The organism is Actinomadura fibrosa, from assembly GCF_900659615.1.
Lineage (GTDB): Bacteria > Actinomycetota > Actinomycetes > Streptosporangiales > Streptosporangiaceae > Spirillospora > Spirillospora fibrosa.
This window is the reverse complement of the sequence record NZ_CAACUY010000137.1, coordinates 1-23,979: the sequence shown is the minus strand read 5'-3', so window position 1 is coordinate 23,979 and position 23,979 is coordinate 1. Positions and strand designations below refer to the sequence as shown.

The following is a 23,979-nucleotide window of genomic DNA, read 5'->3' as shown; positions in this document are numbered from 1 at the left end:
CACCGCCGCCGGCGTCCGGGCGCTCGCCGTCCGCGCGGACGTGTCCGACGGCGCCCAGGCGGGCGCGTTCGTCCGGCGGGCGGCCGGGGAGCTGGGCCGCCCGTCGGTGCTGGTGACCTGCGCGGGCGTCACCCGCGACGCGCTGCTGGCGCGGATGCGGCCGGAGCAGTGGCGCGAGGCCGTCGACGTCAACCTCGGCGGGACGGTCAACGTCTGCCAGGCCGCGGTCGGCGGGATGCTGCGGGAGGGCGCGGGCAGCATCGTGACGCTGTCGTCGGTCTCCGGGCGGCACGGCAGCGCCGGCCAGGCCAACTACGCGGCGGCCAAGGCGGGGATCATCGGGTACGCCCGCTCCCTGGCCCGGCGGTGCGCCCCGCGGGGCGTCCGGGTCAACGCCGTGTGCCCCGGGCTCATCGAGACCGACATGGCCGGGGGCATGGACGAGCGGGCCCGGCAGGGCATCGTGGGCCGGATCGGGCTCGGCCGGACCGGCTCCGCCCGCGAGGTCGCCGACCTGGTCGCCTTCCTGGCGTCGGGGGCGGCCTCCTACGTCACCGGGGAGGTCGTCGGGATCGACGGCGGCCTGGCGGGCTGAGGACCTCGGGGGAATGGGAACGTCCGGGGCGGGTCGCATCGACCCGCCCCGGACGTTCCGCGTGCACACCCGCCGGCGGTTCCGGGAGTCAGGCGGCGCCGGAGTGGGCGCCCGTGTGGGCGGCGGTGCGGGGCCTGGGCAGCCGGCCCCGGTACTCCACCGGACGGAGCTCGCCGGGACGCCGCGCCGGGCCGTCGGCCGCGGTGCGGTGCAGGGCGTGCGGGCCGGAGGCAGGAGCCGAAGCGGAGGCGGTGGCGGGCCGCGACGCCTCCAGGGCCTGTTCCGCCGCCTGGTCCAGCACGTGCGCGATCCAGCTGCTCAGCGCGCTGCCGCGCCGCTCGGCGGCGCGGCGCCAGCGCTCCTGCCGGCCGGCGGGGACCTTGAGCGCCAGGGTGCCGTCGGCGGCGGCGCCGAGCCGGCGCCCGCCCGCCTCGTGGTCCTGCAGATGGCGCCGCAGCCGGTTGCGGGACCAGCCCTCCCGCTCGGCGCGGTCCAGCCACAGGTCCTGGTCCTCCTCGGGCAGCGAGGCGACCTCGGCGTGGTGCTGGAGGCTCAGCTTCGGGCGGCGCCGGGACGGCGGGAACCTGCGGGCCGCCCACGCGTAGTTGCGGAGCGTCTGGTAGTCGAGCCCCGAGTCCTCGACCGCCCGCTGGTACCGGTCGGGGTAGCGGTCCTGGCCGTACAGCAGCCAGTCGCCCTGCCACCAGCACGTGGAGTCCCAGAGGACCGACAGTTCCTCGCCGATCTCCTTCCACGCGTCGATGGTCAGCCGCGGCGGGAGGATGAGGCCCGTCCGCGTCGTCATGATCTTGCTCTGCGGCGGTGCGGAAGGGGAGCCGGCGCGGGCGCGGGCGCCCGCGGCCGTCGACCGTTCCGTCGGGAGCGTCATGCTGCGATGCCTCCATTGGTTTCTGCCCGGCGCGTGCGGCGGCGGGCGGAGTCCCGGTGTCTCGGTGCATGATCGGGAAAGTCCATCCCGACGATAGGGAGGCGGTGTCATGAGGCTGTCAACCGGCCGTCAACGCGGCGCGTAGCCGCACCTGAGGCGGGGTGCCCGGACGCCGGGGCGCCCGCGCGGCCCTCCCGGCGCTCCCGGCGCGGTCCCGGCCGCGCGATCCTTGCGGCGCGCTCGCCGGCCGGGTCAGGGTGTGCGGGGACGGCGGAGCACCCGGGGCTCGCGCGATGGCGTCCCGTGCCGGCGAGCAGGGAGTGCGAAGGATGGCGGATCTGGCGGGCGACACCCAGGTCACGGGCGGGCCCGGCACCTGGAGCGCGAAGGTGAGCGGCGAGTGGGACCTCTGGGGCCCGAACGGCGGCTACCTGGCGACCATCGCGCTGCGGGCGGCCGGCGAGCACGCCCCCGGCCTGCGGCCCGCGAGCCTGGAGTGCCACTTCCTGCGCAGTCCCGCGCCCGGCGGAGCCGAGCTGACGACGGTGTCGCTGCGCGTCACCGGCCGGGCCCACTCGGTCCGGGTGTCGATGGCCCAGGACGGGTCGCCGGTCCTGGAGGCGCTGGTCTGGCTCGTCGAGCCCGGCCTGGACGGGCTGCCGCAGCGCAGCGTCGCCCCGCCCGCCGGACCGCCCCCGGACGGCCTCGCCTCCTACGAGGAGCTGCTGCCCCCCGCCCACAAGTACCGGGAGCCGTTCTGGCAGCACGTCGAGGAGCGCCCGCTGAACCAGACCCGCCACCTCATCTGGCCGGAGGACCCGAGCGAGGACTCCGTCCGGACGTCCTGGCTGCGGTTCCGGCCCGAGCCCTGCTTCACCGACCCCTGCCTCGACGCCGGGCGGTCCGTGATCGCCGCGGACGTGTTCCCGTTCCTGGCGGCGGTCATCGCGCTGGAGCCCGGCCCCCTGACCCACATCGCCCCCACGATCTCCCTGTCGGTCTCCTTCCACGCCCTCCGGCCCGACTCGGAGTGGCTGCTCGTCCACACCGAGAGCCCTGCGGCAGGTGACGGCCTGCTCGCGGGCCGCACGTCCATCTGGGCGCTGAACGGCGATCTGGTCGCTTCCAGCCGCGTCCAGATGATGTGCCGCTCCCTGCGTCCCCGGGGGAGCTGACCCGCCCGGCCGGGCCCGCCCCCGCCAACCCGACCCGACCCGACCCGCCAGCCGACCCGCCAAGCCGACCGCCCGACCAAGCCCGTCCCGCCGGCGAGACGCCGCGCCGCCGGCCTCCGACCCCGCCCGCCCGGGCCGCGGGCCCGCCGCGGCCGCTCCCCGTGGAAGGACCGGACATCGTGATGCGGAGCGCTGCCCCGCGCCTGGCCGCCCTCGCGGCCGTCGCCGGCTTACTCCTGACCGCCTGCTCCCAGTCGGCCGCCGACCAGGGCCGGGGCGATCCCGGCACGCTGCTGGTGGGCGGCGAGGTCGAGCCGCAGACCCTCGACCTGACCGTGACGTCCAACGCGTCCATCCCCTCGATGCTGCTCGGCAACGTCTACGAGACGCTCGTCGACCGAGACCAGAAGGGGACCGTCACGCCCGGGCTCGCCTCGTCGTGGGACATCGACCGGGACCGCCGCCGGTACGTGTTCCACCTGCGGCAGGGCGTGCGGTTCGGCAACGGCGACCCGTTCACGGCGCGGGACGTCGTGTTCAGCTTCGACCGCGTGCGGGCCGCCGCCTCCCGCCACCCGTTCAAGCAGCAGTTCGCCGCGGTCTCCGACGTCAAGGCCAGGGACGATCACACCGTCGAGGTCGATCTGAAGCGGCCCAGCAACCTGTGGCTGCTCAACCTGAGCGGCCCGGTGGGCGTCATCCTGAACCAGCGGGCCGTCGGCTCGCTGGCGGACCGGCCCGTCGGGACGGGCCCGTTCACGTTCGGCCGGTGGGACCGGGGCAACCAGATCGTCCTGGCCCGCAACGACGCCTACTGGGGCGCCAAGACCCAGTTCAAGACCGTCACCTTCCGCTTCTACAACGACCCCAACGCCCTGGGCAACGCGATGCTCGCCGGCGAGCTCGACCTCATCACCAACGTCCCGGCCCCGCAGTCGCTGCCGCAGTTCCGGGACGGCGGCAGGTTCCGGATCACGACCGGCCACACCAACGGCGAGGTCGTCCTCGGCTTCAACGACGCGCGTCCCGCGCTGCGCGACCGGCGGGTCCGCCAGGCGATCACCCAGGCCATCGACCGCGCGGCGCTGCTGAAGACGGTCTGGGCCGGGTACGGGACGCTGATCGGCAGCATGGTGCCGCCCACCGACCCCTGGTACGAGGACCTGTCGAAACGGGTGCCCTACGACCCGGCCGCCTCCCGGCGCCTGCTGGACGCGGCGGGATACGGCGGCGGCCTGAAGCTGCGGTTCCGCGTGCCGAACCGCCCGTACGCGACCCAGGCCGCGCAGTTCGTCGCCGACCAGCTCGGCCGGATCGGCGTGCGGGTCCAGATGGAGCAGGTCGAGTTCCCCGGGCGCTGGCTGGACGAGGTGTTCACCAAGGGCGACTACGACATGACGGTCATCATGCACAGCGAGCCGCTGGACATCGTCCAGTACGGCAACCCGTCCTACTACTGGCATTACGACAACCCCAAGGTGCAGCGGGAGCTGGCTGCGGCCGACGCGGGCACGCCGGCCGAGGAGGTGGCCGGGATGCGGGAGGTCGCGCGCACGATCGCCGACGACGCAGCGAGCTGCTGGCTGTGGCTGATGCCGAGCATCCAGGTCAGCGCGCGGAACGTGACGGGCGTCCCGCCGAACGTCGTCACCGGCGGGTACGACCTCTCCTCCATCCGGAAGTCCTGACATGGTCTGGGCGGTGCTGCGCCGCACGCTCGTCATGGCGGTGACGGTGTTCGCGGCGTCCGTCGTCGTCTTCGCCGCCTGCTCGGCCCTGCCGGGCGACACCGCGACCGTGCTGCTCGGCGAGCGCGCGGACCCGGCGTCGGTGGCGGCCCTGCGGCACGAGATCGGCACGGACCGGCCGCTCGCCGTCCAGTACGCGGACTGGGCGACGGGCATGCTCGGCGGCGACTTCGGGACCTCCGTGGTGACCCGCAGGCCGGTGTGGCCGCAGATCGCGGACCGGCTCCAGGTCACCGCGTCGCTGGTGGTGACCGGCATGGCGCTGGCCGTGCTGCTGGCGGTGCCGCTCGGCGTGCTGGCGTCGCGGCGCCGGATCGGGCCGCTGGTGTCGGTGTTCGGCCAGCTCGGCATGGCGGTCCCGGTGTTCGTGGCCGGGATCCTGCTCTCCTACGTGTTCGCGGTGCGGTTGCGGGTGCTGCCCGCGGGCGGTTACGCGCCCCTCGGCGACCCCTACCAGTGGGTCCGGCACATGGCGCTGCCGGCGCTGTCCCTCGGGCTCGTCCAGGGCGCGGTCCTCGTCCGGTACGTGCGCGGCGAGGTGCTGGAGGTCATGGAGAAGGAGTACATCCGGACCGCGCTGGCGACCGGCCGCACCTGGTGGGGGGCGCTGTGGCACCACGGGCTGCGCAACGCCGTGGTCCCGGTGCTGACCGTGATCGGCGTCCAGTTCGTCGTCCTGCTGTCCGGCGCGGTGATCGTGGAGGCCGTGTTCACGCTGCCCGGCGTCGGCCAGATGCTGCTGCGCGCCGTCGAGGGCCGGGACCTGCTGCTCGTCCAGGGCGTCGTGATGATCCTCATCGCGCTCGTGCTGGTGATCAACTATCTGGTGGACCTGCTCTGCCTGGCCGTCGACCCGAGGCTGCGGAGGCCGGCGTGAGGCGCACCGGTTTCGTCCTGGTCGGGCTCGTGGTCGCGGCCGGGCTGCTGTCCCTGCTGTGGGCGCCGTTCGACCCGGCGCGGGTCGAGCCCGGCGGCGCGCTGCTGCCGCCGCTGCGGGACGGGCACCTGCTCGGCACCGACGGGCTCGGCCGCGACGTGTTCAGCCAGGTGCTGGTCGGCGCCCGCGCCACGCTCGCGGTCGGCGTGGCGGCGGTCCTGATCGCGTCGGTGCTCGGGGTGCCGCTCGGCGTCGCGGCCGGGATGGCCGGCGGCTGGCCGTCCGAGCTGGTCATGCGCACCACCGACCTGATGCTGGCCTTTCCCGCGCTGCTGCTGGCGCTGGTGCTCGCCGCCGCGTTCGGGGCGTCGGCGGTCACCGGGATCGTCGCGGTCGGGATCTCCTCGGTGCCGGTCTTCGCGCGGGTGTCGCGCGCCGCGACGCTCCAGGTGATGGCCCAGGAGTACGTGACGGCGGCGCGGGCCTGCGGGCGCCGCGCGCCGGGCGTCGCGGTGCGGCACGTGCTGCCGAACGTGGCGCCGGTCCTGCTCGTCCAGGCCACGGTGGCGTTCGCGATCGCGGTGACGGCCGAGGCGGCGCTGTCCTACCTCGGCCTGGGTGTGCAGGCCCCGACCCCCTCGTGGGGGCGGATGCTGCACGAGAACCAGGCGTACCTGTTCACGAACCCGGAGCTGGTGTGCTGGCCCGCGCTCGCCATCGGCCTCACGGTGCTGGGCTTCAACCTGGCCGGGGACGTCCTCGCCGACCGGCTCGATCCCGCCCGGCGGGCGCGGCCGTGAGCGGGCGGGACGGCGGGCCGGGCCGGGCGGCCGACCCGGAGGCGCCCGGCTCGAAGGCGCCCGATCCGGAGGTGCCGGACCTGGAGGCGGCCGACCCGGAGGTGCCGGACCTGGAGGTGGCCGGTCTCGGTGTCCGCTTCGGCGGGACGGCGGCGGTCTCCGGGGTGTCGTTCGCGCTGGCGCCGGGGGAGCGCGCCGGGCTGATCGGCGAGTCCGGCTGCGGGAAGTCGGTCACCGCACTGGCGGTCATGGGGCTGCTGCCGTCCGGGGCGCGCGCGGAGGGCCGGGTGCGGATCGCGGGCCGGCCGGTGCTGAACCGTCCCGACCGGGAGGTCGCCCGGCTGCGCGGGACGCGCGCGGCGATGATGTTCCAGGAGCCGCGGTCCGCGCTCGACCCGCTGAAGCGCGCCGGGCGCCAGGTCGCGCTGGCCGCCCGGGTGCCGCGCTCCGAGGCCCGCGCGCGGGTGCGGGAACTGCTGGAACTGGTCGAGCTCGACCCGGACACGGCGCGCGCCTACCCGCACCAGCTCTCCGGCGGGCAGCTCCAGCGGGTGCTGCTCGCGGTCACGCTGGCGCGCGACCCGCGGCTGCTGATCTGCGACGAGCCCACCACGGCGCTGGACGCGCTGGTCCAGCGGCGCGTCCTGGACCTGATCCGGCGGATCTGCGCGGCGCGCGGCACGACGCTGCTGTTCATCTCGCACGACCTGGCCGTGGTGTCCGACCTGTGCGAGCGGGTGATGGTGATGGACGGCGGCCGGATCGTCGAGGACGGCCGCACGGCCGAGGTGTTCGCCGCCCCCGCCCACGACCGCACCCGCGCGCTGCTCGCGGCGGGCGACCTCGCGGCGTTCGGGCACCGGGAGCGGGTTCCGGTGGTCCCGGCGGCCGGTGCGGAGGAGTGAGGGCGATGTCCCCGAGGCCCGTGATCCAGGTCCGCGAGGTCGTCCGCGAGTACCGGCGGCCGCGCGGCTCGCCGTTCCGGCCGCGCCCCGTGGTGCGGGCGTTGGACGGGGTGAGCCTGGCGGTGCGGCCCGGCGAGGCGTATGGGATCGTCGGCGAGTCCGGTTCGGGCAAGTCCACGCTGTCGCGGCTGATCCTCGGGCTGGACCGCCCCACCTCGGGCCGGGTCGAGTTCGACGGGCGGCCCGTGCTGGAGGTGCCGGCCCGGGAGCTGCGGTCGGCCGTCCAGCCGGTCTTCCAGGACCCCCGCTCCTCCCTGGACCCGCGGATGCGGGTCGGCGCGATCGTCGCCGAGCCGCTGGAGGCGCTGCGGCTGCCGGTCGACCGCGCCGAGCGGGTCGCCGAGGTGCTGGAGACGGTGCGGCTGCCCGCGGCGGCCGCCGGGCGGTACCCGCACGAGTTCAGCGGCGGCCAGCGGCAGCGGATCGCGATCGCCCGCGCGCTCGCGCCGCGCCCGCGCGTCCTGGTCGCCGACGAGCCCACCTCGGCGCTGGACGTCGGGGTGCGGGCGCAGATCGTCAACCTGCTCCTCGACCTGCTCGGCCGCCTCGAACTGACGCTCGTCCTCGTCTCCCACGACCTCGCGCTGGTCCGGCACGTCACCGAGCGGACGGCGGTGCTGCGCGGCGGCCGGCTGGTGGAGGAGGGACCGACCCGGACCGTCCTGGTGGACCCGGCGGAGGAGTACACCGCCCGGCTGATCGCCGCGACGCCGACGGTCTCCTGGGGGAGGCGATGACCGCAGACCCCGGGTACGCCCCGCGCCGCCCCGCCCCGCCCCGCGCCGCCCGCCGTAGCCCGTCGCACGCACTGGAGGACCGTCCCGTGCCCACTTCCCCCGATCCCGGCGTGGCGAGCATCGCCCGCATCTACGACGCCTACCTCGACGGCGAAGACCACCTGCCGATCGACCGGGAGACCGCCGAGCGCGTCGCGCGGCGGACGCCCTGGGCCAAGCCCGCCGCCCGCTACAACCGCGCCTTCATGGCCCGCGCCGTCGAGGACGCCGTCCGCGCCGGCATCCGGCAGGTCGTCGACATCGGCTGCGGCATGCCGACCGAGCCCAGCTCGTTCAGCGCCGCCCGCGCCGCCGACCCGTCCGCCGTCGTCGTCGGCTTCGACAACGACCCGGCCGTGCTGGCGCGGGCCGAGCGGATGCGGGACGCAGGCGTCCGCGTCCTGGAGGGCGACATCCGCGAGCCGGACCGGATCGTCGAGGCGCTGGAGCCGCTGATCGACTGGAGCCGCCCGGTCGCGCTGGTCGCCACGGCGGTGCTCCAGTTCGTCCCGGACGAGCTCGACCCCGCCGGGCTGCTGCGTGTGCTGAGCGGCAGGCTGTCGGCCGGGAGCCGCCTCGTCTTCACGCACTCCTCCACCGACGGCACCGCGCCCGAGGTCGTCGCCGGAGTGGAGGAGGTCTACGGCCGCGGCGCGACCGCCCCGATCACGTACCGGAGCGACGAGCGGATCATGGAGTTCCTGGCGGGCACGCGGCTGCTCGATCCCGGGCTCGTCGCCGTCCAGGACTGGCTGGGGCCGGACCTTCCCGCGCCGCCGGACGGCCCGGCCGTCCGGCTCGCGGCGGCCGTCGGCGTCGTGCCCGGCTGAGAGCCGCCGCGCCGATCCGGTGCTCAGCGGGCGCGGCCACTCCGGTCGGACGCAGCGGCGGCCGACGCGTCCGAGGACAGCGGGAAGTAGCGGCCGAGCGCGCGCAGCGTGGCGGCCCGGCTCTCGTGCAGCACGCCGATCATGCCCGCCCGGGCGGCGCCGGCGACGTTGGCGGCCAGGTCGTCCACGAAGACCGACTCGCCGGGGGCCACCCCGAGCCGTCCGGCGGCGTACCGGAAGATCTCCGGCTGCGGCTTGCGCATCCCCAGCTCCCCGGAGATGAGCACCTGGTCGAACGCGCCCTCCAGCAGTTCGCCGGGGTAGTCGTTGCCCCAGCTGTTGGACAGCAGCGCCGTGCGGTGGCCCCGCGCGCGCAGCCGCCGGACGGCGCCGAGCAGCCGTAGGTCCACCTCGAAGTGGCCGAACATCCGCCCGATCAGCCCGGACCGCCGCACGGCGACCCCCGAGACGCGGCGCAGCCGCGAGGCCAGCTCCCGCTCGAAGACCTCCGCGCCGATCTCACCGCGCTCCAGCGCCCGGATCATCCCGCTCCCGGCCTGCTCGCCCACCCCGGCCCCGCGCAGCTCGGCGAGGACGTCCATGACCGCCGCGGTCGGGACCCCCTCGCTGCGCGACCAGGCCGCCACCGAGGGCTCGAACCCGGTGGTGAGCACCCCCACCCAGTCGATGACCAGCGCGCGTGGCCGCGCGTGGGCCACCGTGGCGATCTCTTCCGTTCGCGTCGCGTCGGACGGTTCCGTGCTCACGGGCGGTCCGCGTCCTCGATCCTCAGCACGGCGCAGGACCAGCTGAACCCCACTCCGACGCCCATCAGCATCACCGTCTGGCCGGGGACCGCGCGTCGCCGCGTGCGCAGCCAGTGCAGCCCGGCGATCTGGTCCCCGGCGCCCAGGTGCCCGACCGTCCGGCCCCAGTCCCACAGGGTGGACTCCACCGGGATGTCCAGCGGGCCCAGGTAGTACTGCCGGAGCTCCTGCATCCCGATGAAGGGCAGGACCCAGTGGTCGATCTCCTTCGTGTCCAGGCCCGCCTCGTCCAGCGCGCCGGTGATGGCCGCGCCCGCCCCGGCGGCGAACCTGCCGGTCGTGTCCTGCACCCCGTACCTGGCCAGGTACTCGCGCTTGCGCTGCCGGAACGGCGGTGCGGCCTCGACGTCGCTCTGGCCGACGTACACCGCGTCGCCGCGGTGCACCTCCTCCAGCGAGGAGTCGAAGGCGGTGACGAGGGACAGCAGCCGGGCGAAGCCCCGTTCGCGCGACAGCACCAGCGCGGTCGCGCCGTCGCCCGGGACCAGGCCGCCGTCGTAGTTCCACCGGCCGCCCACGAGATCGCCGAACCGGTCGCCGGTGGCCAGCAGCGCGGCCGGGCCGCCGCGGGCCTCAAGGTGGGCGGCGGCGATCTCCAGGGAGGCGAGACCGCCGTTCGAGCGCTGGTTCACCTCGACCACCGGGGTCGCGCCGCCCACGGCGAACCGGTGCACGTACGCCCCGGAATGCCAGCCGGGAAGGCCCTGGTTGTTGATATAGGAGTAAAGCGTCAGCGCGATGTCGCCGGCGTCGTGCGAGGAGGCGAGTATCGCGTCCCGTGCCGCTTCCACCGCCATTTCCGCCGGGAATCCCTCGTCGGCCACGGCGATCGATTTCAATTGCGTTTCGGCGTGGTCCTGGGCCGGGTAGAGTCCCGCGGCGACGGCCTCGCTCACCGGGACCGACGGCGGTATGCGGACTCCGGTGCCACCGATGTAGAAGTCGCGCAGAATCATCGTCGCCCTTCCGCTGCGTTGGTGGCCGGTGCGCCGTCAGGCTAACCAGGGGCGGCCCGCCGGTCGAGACTCCGGCGGCGCACGCCAATTCACCGGAAAGCCCTTCGCGGAATGCGGATGGGAAAACGCGCGCCCGCGCTGACATAATCGTGTCAACGTTCGCCGGGGCCCGGTCCCGCCGGCGGGACGGGCGGAGCGGCGGCCGTCCGCGCGTCGCGGCGCCGGACCGGGCGTGCGGCGCCGGGGGCGGCGGGGATACTGTCCCCGTTGGCGGGCCCGCCTCCATGCCGGTCCCGGACGAGGCACGAAGGTGGCGTGCATGCTGACCGACCCGTACGATCTTCCGCTCACCGCTCCGGACGCGTCCGCGGCCGCCGCGCTCCAGGAGGCGGTCGGGCGGATGCTCCGCTTCCGTCCGGGAATGCTCGACCCTGTGGCGCCGTGGACGGCGGCGGAGGCGCCGTTCCCCCTGGCCGCGGTGCTGGAGGCCTACATCGGCGCGCTGAGCACCGAGGCGGACGTCACCGCCGCGGCGGGTGACGCCTTCGCCTCGGCCCGCCGCGGCTTCGCCGGACTGCCGCTGACCGACCGGGAGCGCGACCACGTCGAGGCGGCCGGGCTGCTGCTGGCGGGCGAGCCCGGCGCCGCGGGCGACGTCCTGGCGCGGATCTCGGCGCGGTGCCCGCGCGACCTCCTCGCCCTGGCCGTCGGCCACCAGATCGACTTCCTGCGCGGGGACGCGGTCGCGCTGCGGGACCGGATCGGGGCGGCGCTGCCGTTCCTCGGCGAGGACGACCCGTACTACGGATGCCTCCTCGGCATGTACGCCTTCGGCGCCGAGGAGAACGGGCACTGGGAGTACGCCGAGGAGCTGGGCAGGCGGGCCGCCTCGCTGGACGGCGAGAACGTCTGGGCGGTCCACGCGGTCGCGCACACCTACGAGATGCGCGCCCGCACCGGCGACGGCCTGCGCTGGATCGAGGAGCGCCGCGCCCAGTGGGACGACGACAACTACATGCGCCTGCACATCTCCTGGCACCACTGCCTGTTCCTGCTGGAGGCCGGGGACACCGGCGCGGTGCTGCGGCTGTACGACGAGAGGCTCGCCCCGGAGCGGACCTTCGGCAGCGCCCTGGAGATCCTCAACGGCTCGTCCCTGCTGTGGCGGCTCCACCTGGCCGGTGTCGACGTCCACGACCGGTTCGGCGAGCTGGTGAAGGCGTGGCGGCCGAAGGCGGGCGAGCCGTGGTGCGCCTTCAACGACTGGCACGCCGCCATGTGCTTCGCGGGGGCGGGCGAGTTCGGCGACGCCGACGAGCTGCTGCGCTCGCGCGAGGCGCACGCCGCGGGGACCGAGAACGCCGCCGTGATCGCCGCTGTGGGGCTCCCGGTGTGCCGGGCGATCGTCGCGTTCGCGCGGGAGGAGTACGAGCGGGTCCTCGACCTGCTGATGCCGGTCCGGCGGGAGCTGTACCGGTGCGGCGGCAGCCACGCGCAGCGCGACGTCGTCCACCAGACGCTGCTGGAGGCGGCCCTGCGCGGCGGGCACCGCGACGAGGCGCGGATGCTCGTCGGGGAGCGGCTGTCGGTCCGCCCGCAGAGCCCGTTCAACCGGCTGGCGCGCCGCCGGCTCGCCGGCGCGGCCGACGCCCTGCACGACTGACCGCCCCGCACAACTGACACCCCGCACGACCGCCCCACACGACCGAACGCCTGATGAGCATGCGCCCGCGAGGAGGGAGCCGTCCGATGACCGTGCCCGCGAACCGCCCCGGCGACCCGCTCCGATGACGCACGCGGACGGCCCCGCCGGACCGACCCGGTCGGCGTTCCGCCGGGTGATGGGCGCCTTCCCGACCGGGGTGACGGTGCTGGCCGCGATGGCCGGGCCCAGTCCGCGCGGGATGACGGCCAACGCCGTGCTGTCGCTGTCCCTCGACCCGATGCTGGTGCTGGCCGCCGTCCGCCGGGACGGGCGGTTCGCGGCGACGCTGGCGGGCGCGCGGGGCTTCTCCGTCAACGTGCTGGCCGAGCAGCAGCGCGAGGTGGCCGACTGGTTCGCGTCGCCGCTGCGCCACCGGCGCGCCGACGAGTTCGCCGCGGTGGGGTGGCGGCGGTCGCCGCGCACCGGGGCGCCGCTGCTCGACGGCGTCGCCGCCCACCTGGACTGCCGGGTGGACGACCTGCGGCCGGGCGGCGACCACGTCGTGCTGGTCGGCGAGGTGCTCGACTGCGCCGCCGACCACGACCGGGATCCGCTGGTGTGGTTCGCCGGCGGCTACTGCGGCCTCGACCGCGTGGGCGGCCGCCGCGCCGCCGGCGGCCACTGACGGACGCTGATGAACGCCGACGGCGCTGCCGCCATTTCCGATCCATTCTTGCCGAACCCGGCGCATGCCATTCTGGTGCCGTGGAGAAACTCAGCATCGAAGGCGCGTTCCTGTTCACCCCGAAAGTGCACGGCGACCACCGCGGGTCGTTCCACGAGGTGTTCCGGGCGCGTGAATTCAGCGAAAGCACCGGCCATTCGCTGACGGCGTTGCAGACGAACTGCTCGGTCTCGGCCCGCGGCGTCCTGCGCGGTGTGCACGTCGCCGAGGTGCCGCCGGGCCAGGCCAAGTACATCACCTGCGTGCGCGGCGCCATCCTGGAGGTCATGGTCGACCTGCGCACCGGCTCGCCCACGTTCGGCCGCTGGGAGGCGGTCCAGCTGGACGAGGAGAACCGCCGCTGCCTCTACCTCGCCGAGGGGCTCGGCCGTTCCTTCATGGCCCTCACCGACGACGCGACGATGGTGTACATGTGCTCCCAGCCGTACGCGCCCGAACGCGAGCACACGGTCGACCCGATGGATCCCGCGCTCGGGATTCGCTGGCCGGAGGACATCGAGCCGATCCTGTCGGCCAGGGACGCGGCGGCGCCCCCGCTGGCGGCCGTGGCGGAGTCGGGCGTGCTCCCCGACTACGCCGAATGCCTGGAGTTCTACGCGAGGACGAGCGCGCCCGTCTGAGGACTCCGGCCGTCCGCCCCGCTTCAGAGCAGCGTGGGCCACGCCTCGTGGAGCGAGTCGCGCCAGTGCGGCATCGGCTTCAGCCCGGCCTCGGCCCAGCGGTCGTGGCCGAGCACGCTGTAGGCCGGACGGGGCGCTGGGCGCGGGAAGTCCGCGGTCGCCGCCGGGCGCACCCGCTCCGGGTCGAGGCCCAGCAGGGTGAAGACCTCGCGGGCCAGGCCGTACCAGGTCGTGGCGCCCGCGGCGGTGCCGTGGTAGACGCCTGGCCGCGCGCCCGCGCGGACGAGCGCGATGATCTGCTCGGCGAGCGCGCCCGTCCACGTCGGCTGCCCGTGCTGGTCGTCCACCACCTGGACGGTGTCGCGCTCGGCGGCCAGGCGGGCCATCGTGCGGACGAAGTTCGGGCCGTGCGCCCCGTACAGCCAGGCGGTGCGGACGACATAGCCTCGCGGGGCGGCCAGCGCGGCCCGCTCGCCGGCGAGCTTGGTCCGGCCGTAGGCGTTGACCGGCGCGGCGGGCGCGTCCTCGGGGCAGGGGACGGTGCTGCGGCCGTCGAGCACGTAGTCGGTGGAGATCTGCACCAGCGCGGCACCGCCGTCCGCGCACGCCTCCGCGAGCGCACCCACCGCCGTGCCGTTGACGGCCAGCGCGGCCTTCTCATGCGCTTCGGCGTCGTCCACGGCGGTCCACGCGGCGCAGTTGACGACCACGCTGGGCCGGATCCGCCGCACGGCGTCGCGCGCGGCGCCCGGCGCGCACAGGTCGAGGTCGGCGCGGGACGCGGCGACGACGTCATGGCCGCCGGCCCGCAGCCGGTCCACCAGGTCCGTGCCGAGCATCCCCGCGGCCCCCGTCACCAGCCAGGTCATCCATGCCTCCCGTCTCCCCGGGCCGTCCGGCCCGCCGCCCGGCAACCGCGGCGCACCGACCGCCTCCCGGTCCTGTCCGAGGCGCGTCGGTCCGCGGTGCATGGCCGGACCGAAGCTACGTGAACGCCGAGGCCGTTCAAAGGGAGCGCGTCGGCGAGGGACGTCCCGCCGGCGAGACGACGCCACCGATGGCTCCCGCGCACGCGGGGCCGAGTCGGCCGGCGAGTGCCTCGGCCGAAGGCATCGGGCTACCGTGCGCAGCACCGCTCCCGCCCGGACGGAGTCGAGAGAAGGGATCGTCCGATGACCGAGCCGACCGCCGTGGAGACGACCGCTCCGTACGGCTCCGGAGCTCCCGTCCATCGGGAGGTCCGGCGGGTGCGCGTCCGCCATCTCCAGCGGATGAAGGAGCGGGGCGAGACCTGGCCGATGCTGACCGCCTACGACATGTACGCCGCCGGGATCTTCGACGCGGCCGGCATCCCGGTGATGCTCGTCGGCGACTCCGCCGCGAACAACGTGTACGGGCACCGGACCACGCTGCCGGTCACGATCGAGGAGCTGCGGCCCCTGGTGCGGGCGGTGATCCGCTCCACCGAGCGCGCGCTGATCGTCGCCGACCTGCCGTTCGGGTCGTACGAGGCGTCGGCGGAGCAGGCGCTGGCCACCGCCATCGGGTTCATGAAGGACGGCGCGCACGCGGTCAAGCTGGAGGGCGGCCGGCCGTTCGCCGGGCAGGTCAAGGCCTGGTCGACGCGGGCGTCCCGGTCATGGGGCACATCGGCTTCACGCCGCAGCGCGAGCACGCGCTGAGCGGCTACCGGGTGCAGGGCCGCGGCGAGGCCGGCGAGGACATCTTGCGGGACGCGCTGGCGCTGCGGGACGCCGGCGCCTTCGCGGTGGTCCTGGAGATGGTCCCGGCCGACCTCGCCAAGCGCGTCACCGCCGAGCTGGAGATCCCCACCGTCGGCATCGGGGCCGGGCCGGACTGCGACGCCCAGGTGCTGGTGTGGCAGGACATGGCGGGAATGCGCAGCGGCAGGGTGCCGCGCTTCGTCAAGCGGTACGCCGACCTCGCCGGGATCCTGGAGGACGCGGCGCGCAGGTTCGCCGAGGACGTGCGCAAGGGGACGTTCCCCGGCGCCGAGCACTGCTTCGAGTAGCGCCCCGCGCGCCGGGACCAGGACCCGGCGGGTGCGGCTGCCGCGGCCCGCGCGTCAGCGTAGGGCCGCGGGCCGCGCGTCAGCGGAGGGTGGCGGCGTCGATGACGAAGCGGTAGCGGACGTCGGAGGCCAGGACGCGCTCGTAGGCCTCGTTGATCCGGTCCGCCGGGATCAGCTCGATGTCGGCGCCGATGCCCCGCGCGGCGCAGAAGTCCAGCATCTCCTGGGTCTCGGCGATGCCGCCGATCATCGATCCGACGAGCGAGCGCCGGCCGTTGATCAGGGAGAACACGTCGAGGCTCAGCGGCTCGCCGGGCGCGCCGACGTGGACCAGGGTGCCGTCCACGGCGAGCAGGCCGAGGTAGGCGTCCAGGTCGACGGACGCGCTGACGGTGCTGACGACCAGGTCGAAACGTCCGGCGAGCTGCTCGAACGTGCCCGGGTCGCCGGTGGCGTGGTAGTGGTCGGCTCCGAGCCGCAGGCCGTCCTCCCGCTTCTTCAGCGACTGCGAGAGCACCGTGACCTCGGCGCCCATGGCGTGGCCGAGCTTCACGGCCAGGTGCCCGAGCCCGCCGAGGCCGACGACGGCGACCTTCTTCCCCGGGCCGGCGCCCCAGCGCCGCAGCGGCGAGTAGCTGGTGATGCCGGCGCACAGCAGCGGCGTCGCGGCCGCCGGGTCCATGCCGTCGGGGATCGACAGGACGAAGTCGGCGTTCACGACGATGTGCGTGGAGTAGCCGCCCTGGGTGACGGTGCCGTCCCGGTCGATGCCCGCGTAGGTGAGCACCATCCCGTCCAGGCAGTACTGCTCGTCGCCGTTGCGGCAGTTGACGCACGCGCCGCAGGAGTCGACCATGCAGCCGACGCCGACGAGGTCGCCTGGCCGGTGCCGGGTCACGGCCGCGCCCACCTCGGCGACGGTGCCGACGATCTCGTGGCCCGGGACGAGCGGGAAGGGCCGGGGCCCCCAGTCGCCGCTGACGTTGTGGATGTCGGAGTGGCAGATGCCGGCGTACCGGATCTCGATGAGCACGTCGTTCGGGCCGACGTCCCGCCGCTTGATGACCGTGGGGGCCAGGGGCTCGCCGGCGGCCGGCGCGGCGTACGCGTGAACACGCACGAGGATCGCTCCTTCTGGTCGGGCTGGTTGGGGCCTGGTTGAGAGCTCGCCTCCCGGGCGCTCACCGCGCCGGGGAGGCGGCCACCACCCATGGAAGGCGCTGATCCGGGGAGGAAGAAGGCACTGGTGAAAGGTGTACTCGCAGGGCACCCCTCCCGCTCGCCGGGCCGCCTAGCCTGGGGGACGTGGACAACCGCAGCGAGGTACGCGAGTTCCTGACCTCCCGCCGGGCCCGGATCAGCCCGGAGCAGGCCGGCCTGCCGTCCTACGGGACCCGGCGGGTGCCCGGCCTGCGCCGCGCCGAGGTCGCCCAGCTCGCCGGGGTCAGCGTGGAGTACTACTCCCGCCTGGAGCGCGGCGACCTCGCGGGCGTGTCCGACAGCGTCCTGAACGCCCTGGCCCGCGCGCTGCGGCTCAACGACGAGGAGCGCATCCACCTGGAGGACCTGGCCCGCGCCGCCGGCCCCGGGCTCCGCCGCCGCCGGCGCCGTCCCGCCTCGCAGCGGGTCCGGCCCACGGTGCAGCGGCTGCTGGACTCCATCACCGGTCCGGCCTTCGTCATGAACGGCCGCGGCGACCTGGTGGCCTTCAACGCCCTCGGCCGCGCGCTGTACGCCCCCATGATCGAGGCCGCCCGCGGCGCCGTCCCCAACCACGCCCGGTTCCTGTTCCTGGACGCCCGCTCCCACCAGTTCTGGGGCGACTGGGAGCGCGCCGCCAACGACACCGTGGCCCTCCTGCACGCCGAAGCCGGCCGCGACCCCTACGACAAGGACCTCACCGCCCTGGTCGGCGAGCTGTCCACCCGCAGCGACGACTTCCGCGCCCGCTGGGCCCGCCACGACGTCCGCCTGCACCACATCGGCAGCAAGCCCGTCCGGCATCCGGTCGTCGGCGACCTCCACCTCACCTACGAGTCCATGGACCTGCCCGCCGACGCCCTCACCCTCGTCGCCTACGGCACCGAGCCCGGGAGCGACTCCGAGGACAAACTCCGCCTCCTCGCGAGCTGGGCCACGACCGCCGAAATCGCCTCCGCGGACGGCGATCTCGTGAATGACCGGGCCGACAATCGATAAGGCTTCTTTTCGGTTCGTCGTGTCACCCGAGTCGTCCCGCCGGCGAGACGGGCGGGCGTGCCTTCTTCTGCCGCGGTGAGCGTGGTTGTCTGGGGCGCGCCATGCGGAATCGTCGGCAGGAGGACGATGTGACTGCGACGTCGGCTCACGGTGTTCCCGTCCTCGTCGAGACGAGGCGGCGGCTGGCCGAAATGCGGGAGGAATTCCGGGCGGACGGCCGTGCCGTCGCACTCGTGCCGACGATGGGAGCGCTGCACGACGGGCACCGGGCCCTGATCCGGCACGCCAGGGAACGCGCGGACGTCGTGGCCGTGAGCATCTTCCTCAACCCCCGGCAATTCCTTCCGGGCGAGGACTTCGACCGGTATCCCAGGACCCTTGACACCGACATGGACGCCTGCCGCGCCGAAGGGGTCGACGTCGTCTTCGCTCCGCAGCGCGCCGAGGTGTATCCGGACGAGCCCTGGGTCACCGTCAATCCCGGGCCGATGGCGGACGTCCTGGAAGGCGAGCGCAGGCCCGGCCATTTCGACGGCGTGCTCCTGGTGGTGCTGAAACTGTTCAACATCGTCCGTCCGGACCTCGCGGTCTTCGGGGAGAAGGACGCGCAGCAGCTCGCGCTCATCCGGCGGATGGTCGCCGACCTCGACGTGCCGGTCGCGATCGAGGCGGTGCCGACGGTGCGGGAGGCGGACGGGCTGGCGCTGTCGAGCCGCAACGTCCACCTCTCGCCCGCCGAGCGCCGCTCCGCGCTGTCCCTCGTCCGCGCGCTGCGCGCGGGGCTGGCCGAGGCCGGGAACGGGGCGGCGGCGGTGCTGAAGGCGGGCCGCGCCGTCCTGGCGGAGGCCGCGGCCCTGGACCCGCCCGTGCGGACCGACTACCTGGAGCTGGTCGAGCCGCGCACGTTCCGGATCGCGGAGGCGGACGCCTCCGGCCCGGCCGTGCTGGCGGTCGCCGCGACGGTCGGCGCGACCAGGCTCATCGACAACGTCCCCGTGGTGCTGGGCGGGGCGGCGCGGTCCTGATGGGCGCGGGGGAGCCGGGCACCTCGGCACTGGACCTGCTGTTCGGCCACCTGCCCGCGCAGATCGTCCACACGGCGGGGGAGCTGGGCGTCTTCGACCGCCTGGCGGAACGGCCGCGCACCGGCGCGGAGCTGGCCGCGGCGGCGGGCACCGATCCGGGGGCGACCGTCCGGCTCCTGCGGGCGCTGGTCTGCCTCGGGCTGCTGCGCGAGGGGCCGGACGGGTCGTTCGCGGCGGCGCCCGAGGCGTCCGTCCTGCGCGGCGGGACGGACGGGTCGGTCCTGCCGCTCGCGACGCTGTTCTGCGGTGACAAGGCCTGGCGCACCTGGGGGAACCTCGCGCACAGCGTCCGGACGGGCGACCCGGCGCTGGGCCTCAGCACCGGCAAGGGCGCCTTCGAGTGGGACGCCGAGGAGTTCGCCGTCTTCTACGCGGGGATGGCCGCGCACACCCGCCTGCTGGCTCCGCGGCTGCTGGCGCAGGTCGATTTCGCGCGCTTCGGGACGGTCGTCGACGTCGGCGGCGCGGACGGCACGCTGCTCGCCGCCGTCCTCGCCGCGCATCCCGGCGTCGGCGGCGTCCTCTTCGACATGCCGGTGGCGATCGAGGCGGCGGAGGCGGTGCTGTCGGCCGCCGGGGTGCGCGACCGGGTCCGGCCCGTGCCGGGGGACTTCCACCGGTCGGTGCCCGAGGGCGGCGACGCCTACCTGCTGAAGAACGTCCTCTACGACTGGGACGACGAGGGCGCGGAGCGGATCCTGCGGAACTGCCGGGCGGCGATGGGGCCGGACGCCGTTCTCCTCATTATCGAGCCGGTGCTGCCGGAACGGGCCGAGCCGATGCGGGACTTCGGCGCGGTGATGAACGACATCAGCATGCTGCTCAACACGGGCGGGCGGGCCCGCACGGAGGCCGGGTTCGGTGAGCTGCTCGCCGCCGCGGGGCTGGAGCTCGACGCCGTCGGCGCCTGTCTCGGCTCCGCGGGGAGCAGGATCCTGCAGGGCTACCGGGTGCTGACGTGCCGGCTCTCGACCGCCGGGGGAGGGCGTCCGCGGGATCGCGGTGCCGTCCCGTCCGGCGCCGAAGTGCGATTCCGTTAAGAACGCGCGTTGTTTCTCGGCGGACCGGCCAGAACAATCGAAAGGGCCGGAACAAAACCGCGGCCGCTTGCCCGCGGCGACGACCGCGCAGGCGCCGCAATGGCGGGCGGTGCACCGTGCGGAAGATCCGCGCGCACCGGGCGACCGCGCCGTTATCCGGGTTGACGTACTGATCAAATCCGAAGAATCCTTGGGGCCATGGCGGATGCTGGCAGGCGGACCGGGCAGGAGCAGAATCGGTCGCGCGTTCCGTTCTCCCCGGAGCTGCGCTGGTCGATCGTCATTTCCGCGCTGGGCGCGATCATGTCGCTGCTGGACTCGACCATTGTCAATGTCGCCCTGCACGAGCTGTCGGCGCATTTCGACGCCTCCCTGATCACCATCCAGTGGGTGGTGACCTCCTACCTGCTCGCGCTGGCCGCGGTGATCCCGGTCACCGGCTGGGCCGCCCGGCGGACGGGCGCCAAGCGGCTCTACCTGGGCGCCGTGGCGGTGTTCACGGTGGTCTCGCTGCTCTGCGGGCTGGCGGGCAGCGTGGAGCAGCTGATCGCGCTGCGCGTCGTGCAGGGCGCGGCGGGCGGGGTGATCGCCTCGGTGGGGCAGATGCTCCTGGTCATGCGCGCCGACCGGGCGAACATGGCGCGGGTGATGAGCGCGGTCGGAGTGCCGATGATCATCGCGCCGATCGTCGGGCCGGCCGTCGGCGGGCTGCTGCTGGACGGGCCGGGCTGGGAGTGGATCTTTTTCGTCAACGTCCCGGTCGGAATCGTCACGGTCCTGCTCGGCCGCCGGTTCCTGGCGCCGGACGAGGGGCGGCCGGGGCAGCCGCTCGACGTCCTCGGGCTGCTGCTGATCGGCGCCGGGATGGTGGGGATCACCTACGGGCTCGCGGAGATCGGCGCCCGCGGCGACGCCGGCTCCCCGCGGGCGCTCGTCCCGATCCTGGCGGGGGCGCTGCTGACCGCGGCCTTCGCCGCGCACGCCCTGCGGACTCCCCATCCGCTGCTCGACCTGGGCCTCTACCGGACGCCGGCGTTCGCGTCCGCGTGCCTCACCACGCTCTGCTCCGGCGGGGCGGTGTTCGGGGGCATGATCCTCCTGCCGCTGTACCTCCAGACCGTGCGGGCCGAGAGCGCGCTCGGCGCGGGCCTGCTGATGATCCCGCAGGGCTTCGGCGCCGCCGTCGGCATGTACCTGTCGGGCCGCGCCACCGACCGGCTGGGAGCGGGCGCGACCGCGCTCATCGGGGGCGTCGCGATGAGCCTGTCCAGCATCCCGCTGGCCTTCCTCACCGGCTCCACCTCGTACTGGCTGATCGGGGCGGTCACGGTCGTCCGCGGCGTCGGCATCGGCCTCATCACGATGCCCGCCATGACCGCGGCGTTCCGCGCGCTGAACCCGGCGAAGGTGAACGACGCGGCGCCCCAGCTGAACATGCTCCAGCGGGTCGGCGGATCGGTCGGCACCGCCATCTTCGCCGTCGTCCTGCAATGGCACCTCGACGATGCCTCGACGCCCGGCGACCAGGCGGCGGCCTACGGCACGGCGTTCTGGTGGGTGGTCGGGGTCACCCTGGCCGCCACCGTCCCGACCGTCCTGCTGATGAGGAACGAGCGCCGGGACGCCGCCGCGGCCCCGGCCGAGGAGCAGCCGCTCAAGAGCACCTGAGCGGCGGATCGGGGCGGCGGATCGGGGCGGTGGAGTCCGGTGAGGGGCGGCAGACCAGTGGAGGGTCCATGAAGTTCCGTGTGCTCGGGCCGTTAGAGATCCTGCGGGACGGCGGCGAACCGGTGCCCCTCCCGCAGCGGCGCAGGCGCGAGCTCCTCGCCGCCTTCCTCCTGCACGCCAACGAGCCGCTCACCGGCGGCGCGCTGGTCGACGCCGTCTGGGGCGCCGCCCGTCCCCGCTCGGCCGCCAGCGCCCTGCGCACGCACGTCTGGGCGCTGCGGCAGATCCCGGAGCTGAGCGCCAGGCTGAAGACCCGCAGCGGCGGCTACCAGTTCGAGGTCCGCCCCGGCGAGCTCGACGCCGACGAGTTCGCCCGGCTCGCCGCCGAGGCCCGCGCGCGTTTCGCCGCCGGGGAGTCCCTGGACGCCGTCCGCCTGCTGGAGGACGCGCTGCGGCTGTGGCGCGAACCGCCCCTCGGCGACGTTCCCGCCACCCCCGCCATGGCCGGGCGGATCGAGCGGTGCCGCGCCCAGCGCCGCGCCGCACAGGACCTGCTCATCGACGCCCAGCTCGCCCTCGGCCGGTACCGGCAGCTCATCCCGTACCTCCGGGAGCTCGTGACCGAGGACCCCACGAACGAGCACTACTGGGCGCATCTCATGCTCGCGCTCTGCCGCAGCGGGCGGCGCGCCGAGGCCCTCGCCGCCTACGGCCAGGCCCACTCCATCCTCACCGAGGAGTTCGGGCTGGAACCGGGAGGCGAACTGCGCCGCCTCCAGCGGATGGTGCTGGCCGAGGCCCCGGAGCTCGACGCACTGCCCCTGCTGACCTCCCGCGACGTGATCCTCGGCGCGGAGCGGATCGTTCCGGACCAGATCCCGCGCGAGCCCACCGACTTCGTCGGCCGGGACGCCGAGACGTCCGCCGTCGCCGACCTGCTCGTGTCCGCCGGGTCGGGCGCCGGGGTGCCGATCGCGGTGATCCACGGCCGTCCCGGCGTCGGCAAGTCGTCGCTGGCGGTGCACGTGGCGCACTCGCTGCGCCCGCTGTTCCCCGACGGCCTGCTGTACGTGGAGCTGGGCGGTTCGCGCGGCCGGACCGACGTGCGCGGCGCCCTCGACGACCTGCTGCGCGGCCTGGGCGTCCCGGCGCCCGCCGTCCCGGCGTCCACCGCCGGGCGGGCGGGGCTGCTGCGCTCCCGGCTCGCGGGCCGCCGGGTCCTCATGGTGATCGACGACGCGGCGGCGAGCGGGCAGGTGCTGCCCTTCCTGCCGGGGACGGCGGGCAGCGCGGTGCTCGTGACGGGCCGGACTCCGCTGGCGTGGCTGCCGGGCGCGCGGACGCTGCACCTCGACGTCCTCGGAGAGGCCGAGGCGGTCACGCTGCTGCGGCGCATCGTCGGTCCCGGCCGCGTCGACCGCGAGCCGGAGGCGGCCGTCCGCATCGCCGCGGCGTGCGACCGGCTGCCGCTGGCGCTCCGGATCGCCGGGGCGCGGCTGCACGCCTCCGAGACCTGGCCGCTCGCCGCGTTCGCCGACCTGCTCGCGGCCGACCGGCGGCCGAACCCGCTCCGGGCCGGGCGGACGCCGGTCCCGGACGGCTCATGATGCCCGCGGCGGCGCGCGGCGACCGCGCGCGGACGAGATAGGAACGTCTCAATGCCCAAGAACAGGGACCGGATGCGCACCCCGATCCGGCGGAGGATCGGCCTGGACGAGCGGGCGCTGACCCGCCGCACGGGCCTGGACCTGCCGTCGGAGCTGCCGCTGGAGGACTGGCAGCGGATCGGGCGGCAGATCTTCGTGATCTCGGACGCGTCGGCGTGGTGGCTGGGGGACTGGCTCGTCTACGGCCAGAACCGGTATCCCGAGCGGTACCAGCGGGCGCTGGACGAGACGGGGCTGAACTACCAGACGCTGCGCAACTACGCGTGGGTGGCGCGGAAGTTCGAGCCGTCGGTGCGGCACGAGGGGCTGAGCATCCAGCACCACGCGGAGGTCGCGGCGCTGCCCGCCGAGGAGCGCGAGCGGTGGCTGGACCGTGCCGAGCGGTTCGGCTGGTCGCGCAACAAGCTGCGCCAGCACCTCAAGGCCAGCCGCGCCGGCGAGCCCGAGCCGGACCCGGTGCGCGACACGCTGCTCCAGGTCCCCGTCGAGCCCGGCAAGGTCAGCCGCTGGCGGGAGGCCGCCGACGTGACCGGCAACGACCTCGGCGAATGGATCTCCGAGCAACTCGACCGCGCGGCCGACGACGAGGACCCCTAACCCCCGCCTCCTAGGACGCCCCCCGCACACCGGCCACCGCCGCGCAACGGCACCGCCCGCGTGGCGGGCGCCGTCCGCGTACCGGCACCGCCCGCGTACCGGCCACCCCCGCGTACCGGCAGCGTCCACGCAACGGCCACCGCCCGCGCCCCGGCCGGGTCAGGTCGAGGAACAGCTGCCGGTAGGTGCTCGGGCACGTCGTGCTCACCGTCCCGGCCAGCGAGCCGACCGCGCCGCGGTGCA

The 23,979-nt window shown here is 74.9% G+C and carries 22 protein-coding genes and 2 pseudogenes; 18 read left to right on the top strand and 6 right to left on the bottom strand.

Annotated features, from left to right (window positions below):
• Positions 1-595: SDR family oxidoreductase (locus tag E1300_RS32540; RefSeq protein ID WP_131760940.1), on the top strand; the 595-nt coding region annotated here is incomplete at its 5' end.
• Between the two features lie 88 nt (positions 596-683).
• Here the strand turns inward: E1300_RS32540 and E1300_RS32535 are convergent.
• Entirely contained in the window at positions 684-1,484 is an 801-nt protein-coding gene (locus tag E1300_RS32535; protein WP_242619527.1) for an LmbU family transcriptional regulator, read from the bottom strand.
• Positions 1,485-1,813: 329 nt separating this feature from the next.
• Between E1300_RS32535 and E1300_RS32530 the strand changes: the two genes are divergently transcribed.
• From E1300_RS32530 to E1300_RS32500, 7 genes are all read left to right on the top strand, one after another.
• Positions 1,814-2,659, top strand: coding sequence for a thioesterase family protein (locus E1300_RS32530; protein WP_165503093.1), 846 nt, complete (start codon positions 1,814-1,816; stop codon positions 2,657-2,659).
• 182 nt (positions 2,660-2,841) lie between these two features.
• Complete coding sequence (locus tag E1300_RS32525; protein WP_131760938.1) at positions 2,842-4,347, top strand: ABC transporter substrate-binding protein; 1,506 nt, start codon at positions 2,842-2,844, stop codon at positions 4,345-4,347.
• A 1-nt stretch (position 4,348) separates the two neighbouring features.
• Positions 4,349-5,284, top strand: coding sequence for an ABC transporter permease (locus E1300_RS32520; RefSeq protein ID WP_131760937.1), 936 nt, complete (start codon positions 4,349-4,351; stop codon positions 5,282-5,284).
• A complete protein-coding gene (locus E1300_RS32515; RefSeq protein WP_131760936.1) occupies positions 5,281-6,084 on the top strand; it encodes an ABC transporter permease in 804 nt (267 codons plus the stop codon). The genes E1300_RS32520 and E1300_RS32515 overlap by 4 nt, the downstream gene beginning before the upstream one ends.
• A complete protein-coding gene (locus E1300_RS32510) occupies positions 6,081-6,989 on the top strand; it encodes an ABC transporter ATP-binding protein (RefSeq protein WP_242619526.1) in 909 nt (302 codons plus the stop codon). The genes E1300_RS32515 and E1300_RS32510 overlap by 4 nt, the downstream gene beginning before the upstream one ends.
• 5 nt (positions 6,990-6,994) lie before the next feature.
• Positions 6,995-7,786 (top strand): ABC transporter ATP-binding protein, encoded by a 792-nt coding sequence (locus E1300_RS32505; protein WP_131760935.1) that lies wholly within the window; start codon positions 6,995-6,997, stop codon positions 7,784-7,786.
• 86 nt (positions 7,787-7,872) lie between these two features.
• Positions 7,873-8,655 (top strand): SAM-dependent methyltransferase, encoded by a 783-nt coding sequence (locus E1300_RS32500; RefSeq protein ID WP_165503092.1) that lies wholly within the window; start codon positions 7,873-7,875, stop codon positions 8,653-8,655.
• Between the two features lie 23 nt (positions 8,656-8,678).
• Here E1300_RS32500 and E1300_RS32495 read toward each other — a convergent pair whose 3' ends face one another.
• Both E1300_RS32495 and E1300_RS32490 read right to left on the bottom strand, forming a co-directional pair.
• A complete protein-coding gene (locus E1300_RS32495) occupies positions 8,679-9,422 on the bottom strand; it encodes an HAD-IA family hydrolase (protein ID WP_165503091.1) in 744 nt (247 codons plus the stop codon).
• Positions 9,419-10,438: a ketoacyl-ACP synthase III family protein gene (locus tag E1300_RS32490; RefSeq protein WP_131760932.1), complete on the bottom strand. Its 1,020-nt coding sequence runs from the start codon at positions 10,436-10,438 to the stop codon at positions 9,419-9,421. The genes E1300_RS32495 and E1300_RS32490 overlap by 4 nt, the downstream gene beginning before the upstream one ends.
• 319 nt (positions 10,439-10,757) lie before the next feature.
• Here E1300_RS32490 and E1300_RS32485 point away from each other — a divergent pair, with 319 nt between their 5' ends.
• The 3 genes from E1300_RS32485 to rfbC all read left to right on the top strand — a co-directional run bounded on the left by E1300_RS32485 (position 10,758) and on the right by rfbC (position 13,448).
• Complete coding sequence (locus tag E1300_RS32485; protein ID WP_131760931.1) at positions 10,758-12,101, top strand: tetratricopeptide repeat protein; 1,344 nt, start codon at positions 10,758-10,760, stop codon at positions 12,099-12,101.
• 124 nt (positions 12,102-12,225) lie between these two features.
• Positions 12,226-12,768 (top strand): flavin reductase family protein, encoded by a 543-nt coding sequence (locus E1300_RS32480; protein WP_131760930.1) that lies wholly within the window; start codon positions 12,226-12,228, stop codon positions 12,766-12,768.
• Positions 12,769-12,848: 80 nt separating this feature from the next.
• Complete coding sequence (gene rfbC, locus E1300_RS32475) at positions 12,849-13,448, top strand: dTDP-4-dehydrorhamnose 3,5-epimerase (RefSeq protein ID WP_131760929.1); 600 nt, start codon at positions 12,849-12,851, stop codon at positions 13,446-13,448.
• Positions 13,449-13,471: 23 nt separating this feature from the next.
• Here rfbC and rfbD read toward each other — a convergent pair whose 3' ends face one another.
• Positions 13,472-14,317: a dTDP-4-dehydrorhamnose reductase gene (gene rfbD / locus E1300_RS32470; protein WP_131760928.1), complete on the bottom strand. Its 846-nt coding sequence runs from the start codon at positions 14,315-14,317 to the stop codon at positions 13,472-13,474.
• Positions 14,318-14,620: 303 nt separating this feature from the next.
• Here rfbD and panB point away from each other — a divergent pair.
• A pseudogene (gene panB / locus E1300_RS32465) lies at positions 14,621-15,480 on the top strand (3-methyl-2-oxobutanoate hydroxymethyltransferase).
• Between the two features lie 79 nt (positions 15,481-15,559).
• On the opposite strand, the gene E1300_RS32460 reads toward panB, so the two are convergent.
• Positions 15,560-16,606: an NAD(P)-dependent alcohol dehydrogenase gene (locus E1300_RS32460; RefSeq protein ID WP_278045403.1), complete on the bottom strand. Its 1,047-nt coding sequence runs from the start codon at positions 16,604-16,606 to the stop codon at positions 15,560-15,562.
• A 179-nt stretch (positions 16,607-16,785) separates the two neighbouring features.
• Between E1300_RS32460 and E1300_RS32455 the strand changes: the two genes are divergently transcribed.
• From E1300_RS32455 to E1300_RS32430, 6 genes are all read left to right on the top strand, one after another.
• The gene (locus E1300_RS32455; protein WP_131760926.1) at positions 16,786-17,679 is read left to right on the top strand and encodes a helix-turn-helix domain-containing protein; all 894 of its coding nucleotides are present in this window, start codon (positions 16,786-16,788) and stop codon (positions 17,677-17,679) included.
• A gap of 101 nt (positions 17,680-17,780) precedes the next feature.
• On the top strand, positions 17,781-18,704 hold the full coding sequence (gene panC / locus E1300_RS32450) for a pantoate--beta-alanine ligase (protein ID WP_131760925.1): 924 nt from the start codon (positions 17,781-17,783) through the stop codon (positions 18,702-18,704).
• On the top strand, positions 18,704-19,804 hold the full coding sequence (locus tag E1300_RS32445; RefSeq protein ID WP_131760924.1) for a methyltransferase: 1,101 nt from the start codon (positions 18,704-18,706) through the stop codon (positions 19,802-19,804). The genes panC and E1300_RS32445 overlap by 1 nt, the downstream gene beginning before the upstream one ends.
• Positions 19,805-20,002: 198 nt before the next feature.
• Positions 20,003-21,472, top strand: a complete 1,470-nt coding sequence (locus E1300_RS32440; protein WP_131760923.1) for an MDR family MFS transporter — start codon at positions 20,003-20,005, stop codon at positions 21,470-21,472.
• A gap of 68 nt (positions 21,473-21,540) precedes the next feature.
• On the top strand, positions 21,541-23,079 hold the full coding sequence (locus tag E1300_RS32435; RefSeq protein ID WP_165503090.1) for an AfsR/SARP family transcriptional regulator: 1,539 nt from the start codon (positions 21,541-21,543) through the stop codon (positions 23,077-23,079).
• A gap of 51 nt (positions 23,080-23,130) precedes the next feature.
• On the top strand, positions 23,131-23,736 hold the full coding sequence (locus E1300_RS32430; protein ID WP_242619525.1) for an LmbU family transcriptional regulator: 606 nt from the start codon (positions 23,131-23,133) through the stop codon (positions 23,734-23,736).
• A 10-nt stretch (positions 23,737-23,746) separates the two neighbouring features.
• On the opposite strand, the pseudogene E1300_RS52850 reads toward E1300_RS32430, so the two are convergent.
• Positions 23,747-23,979: pseudogene (locus tag E1300_RS52850) on the bottom strand (hypothetical protein); the annotation flags it as partial.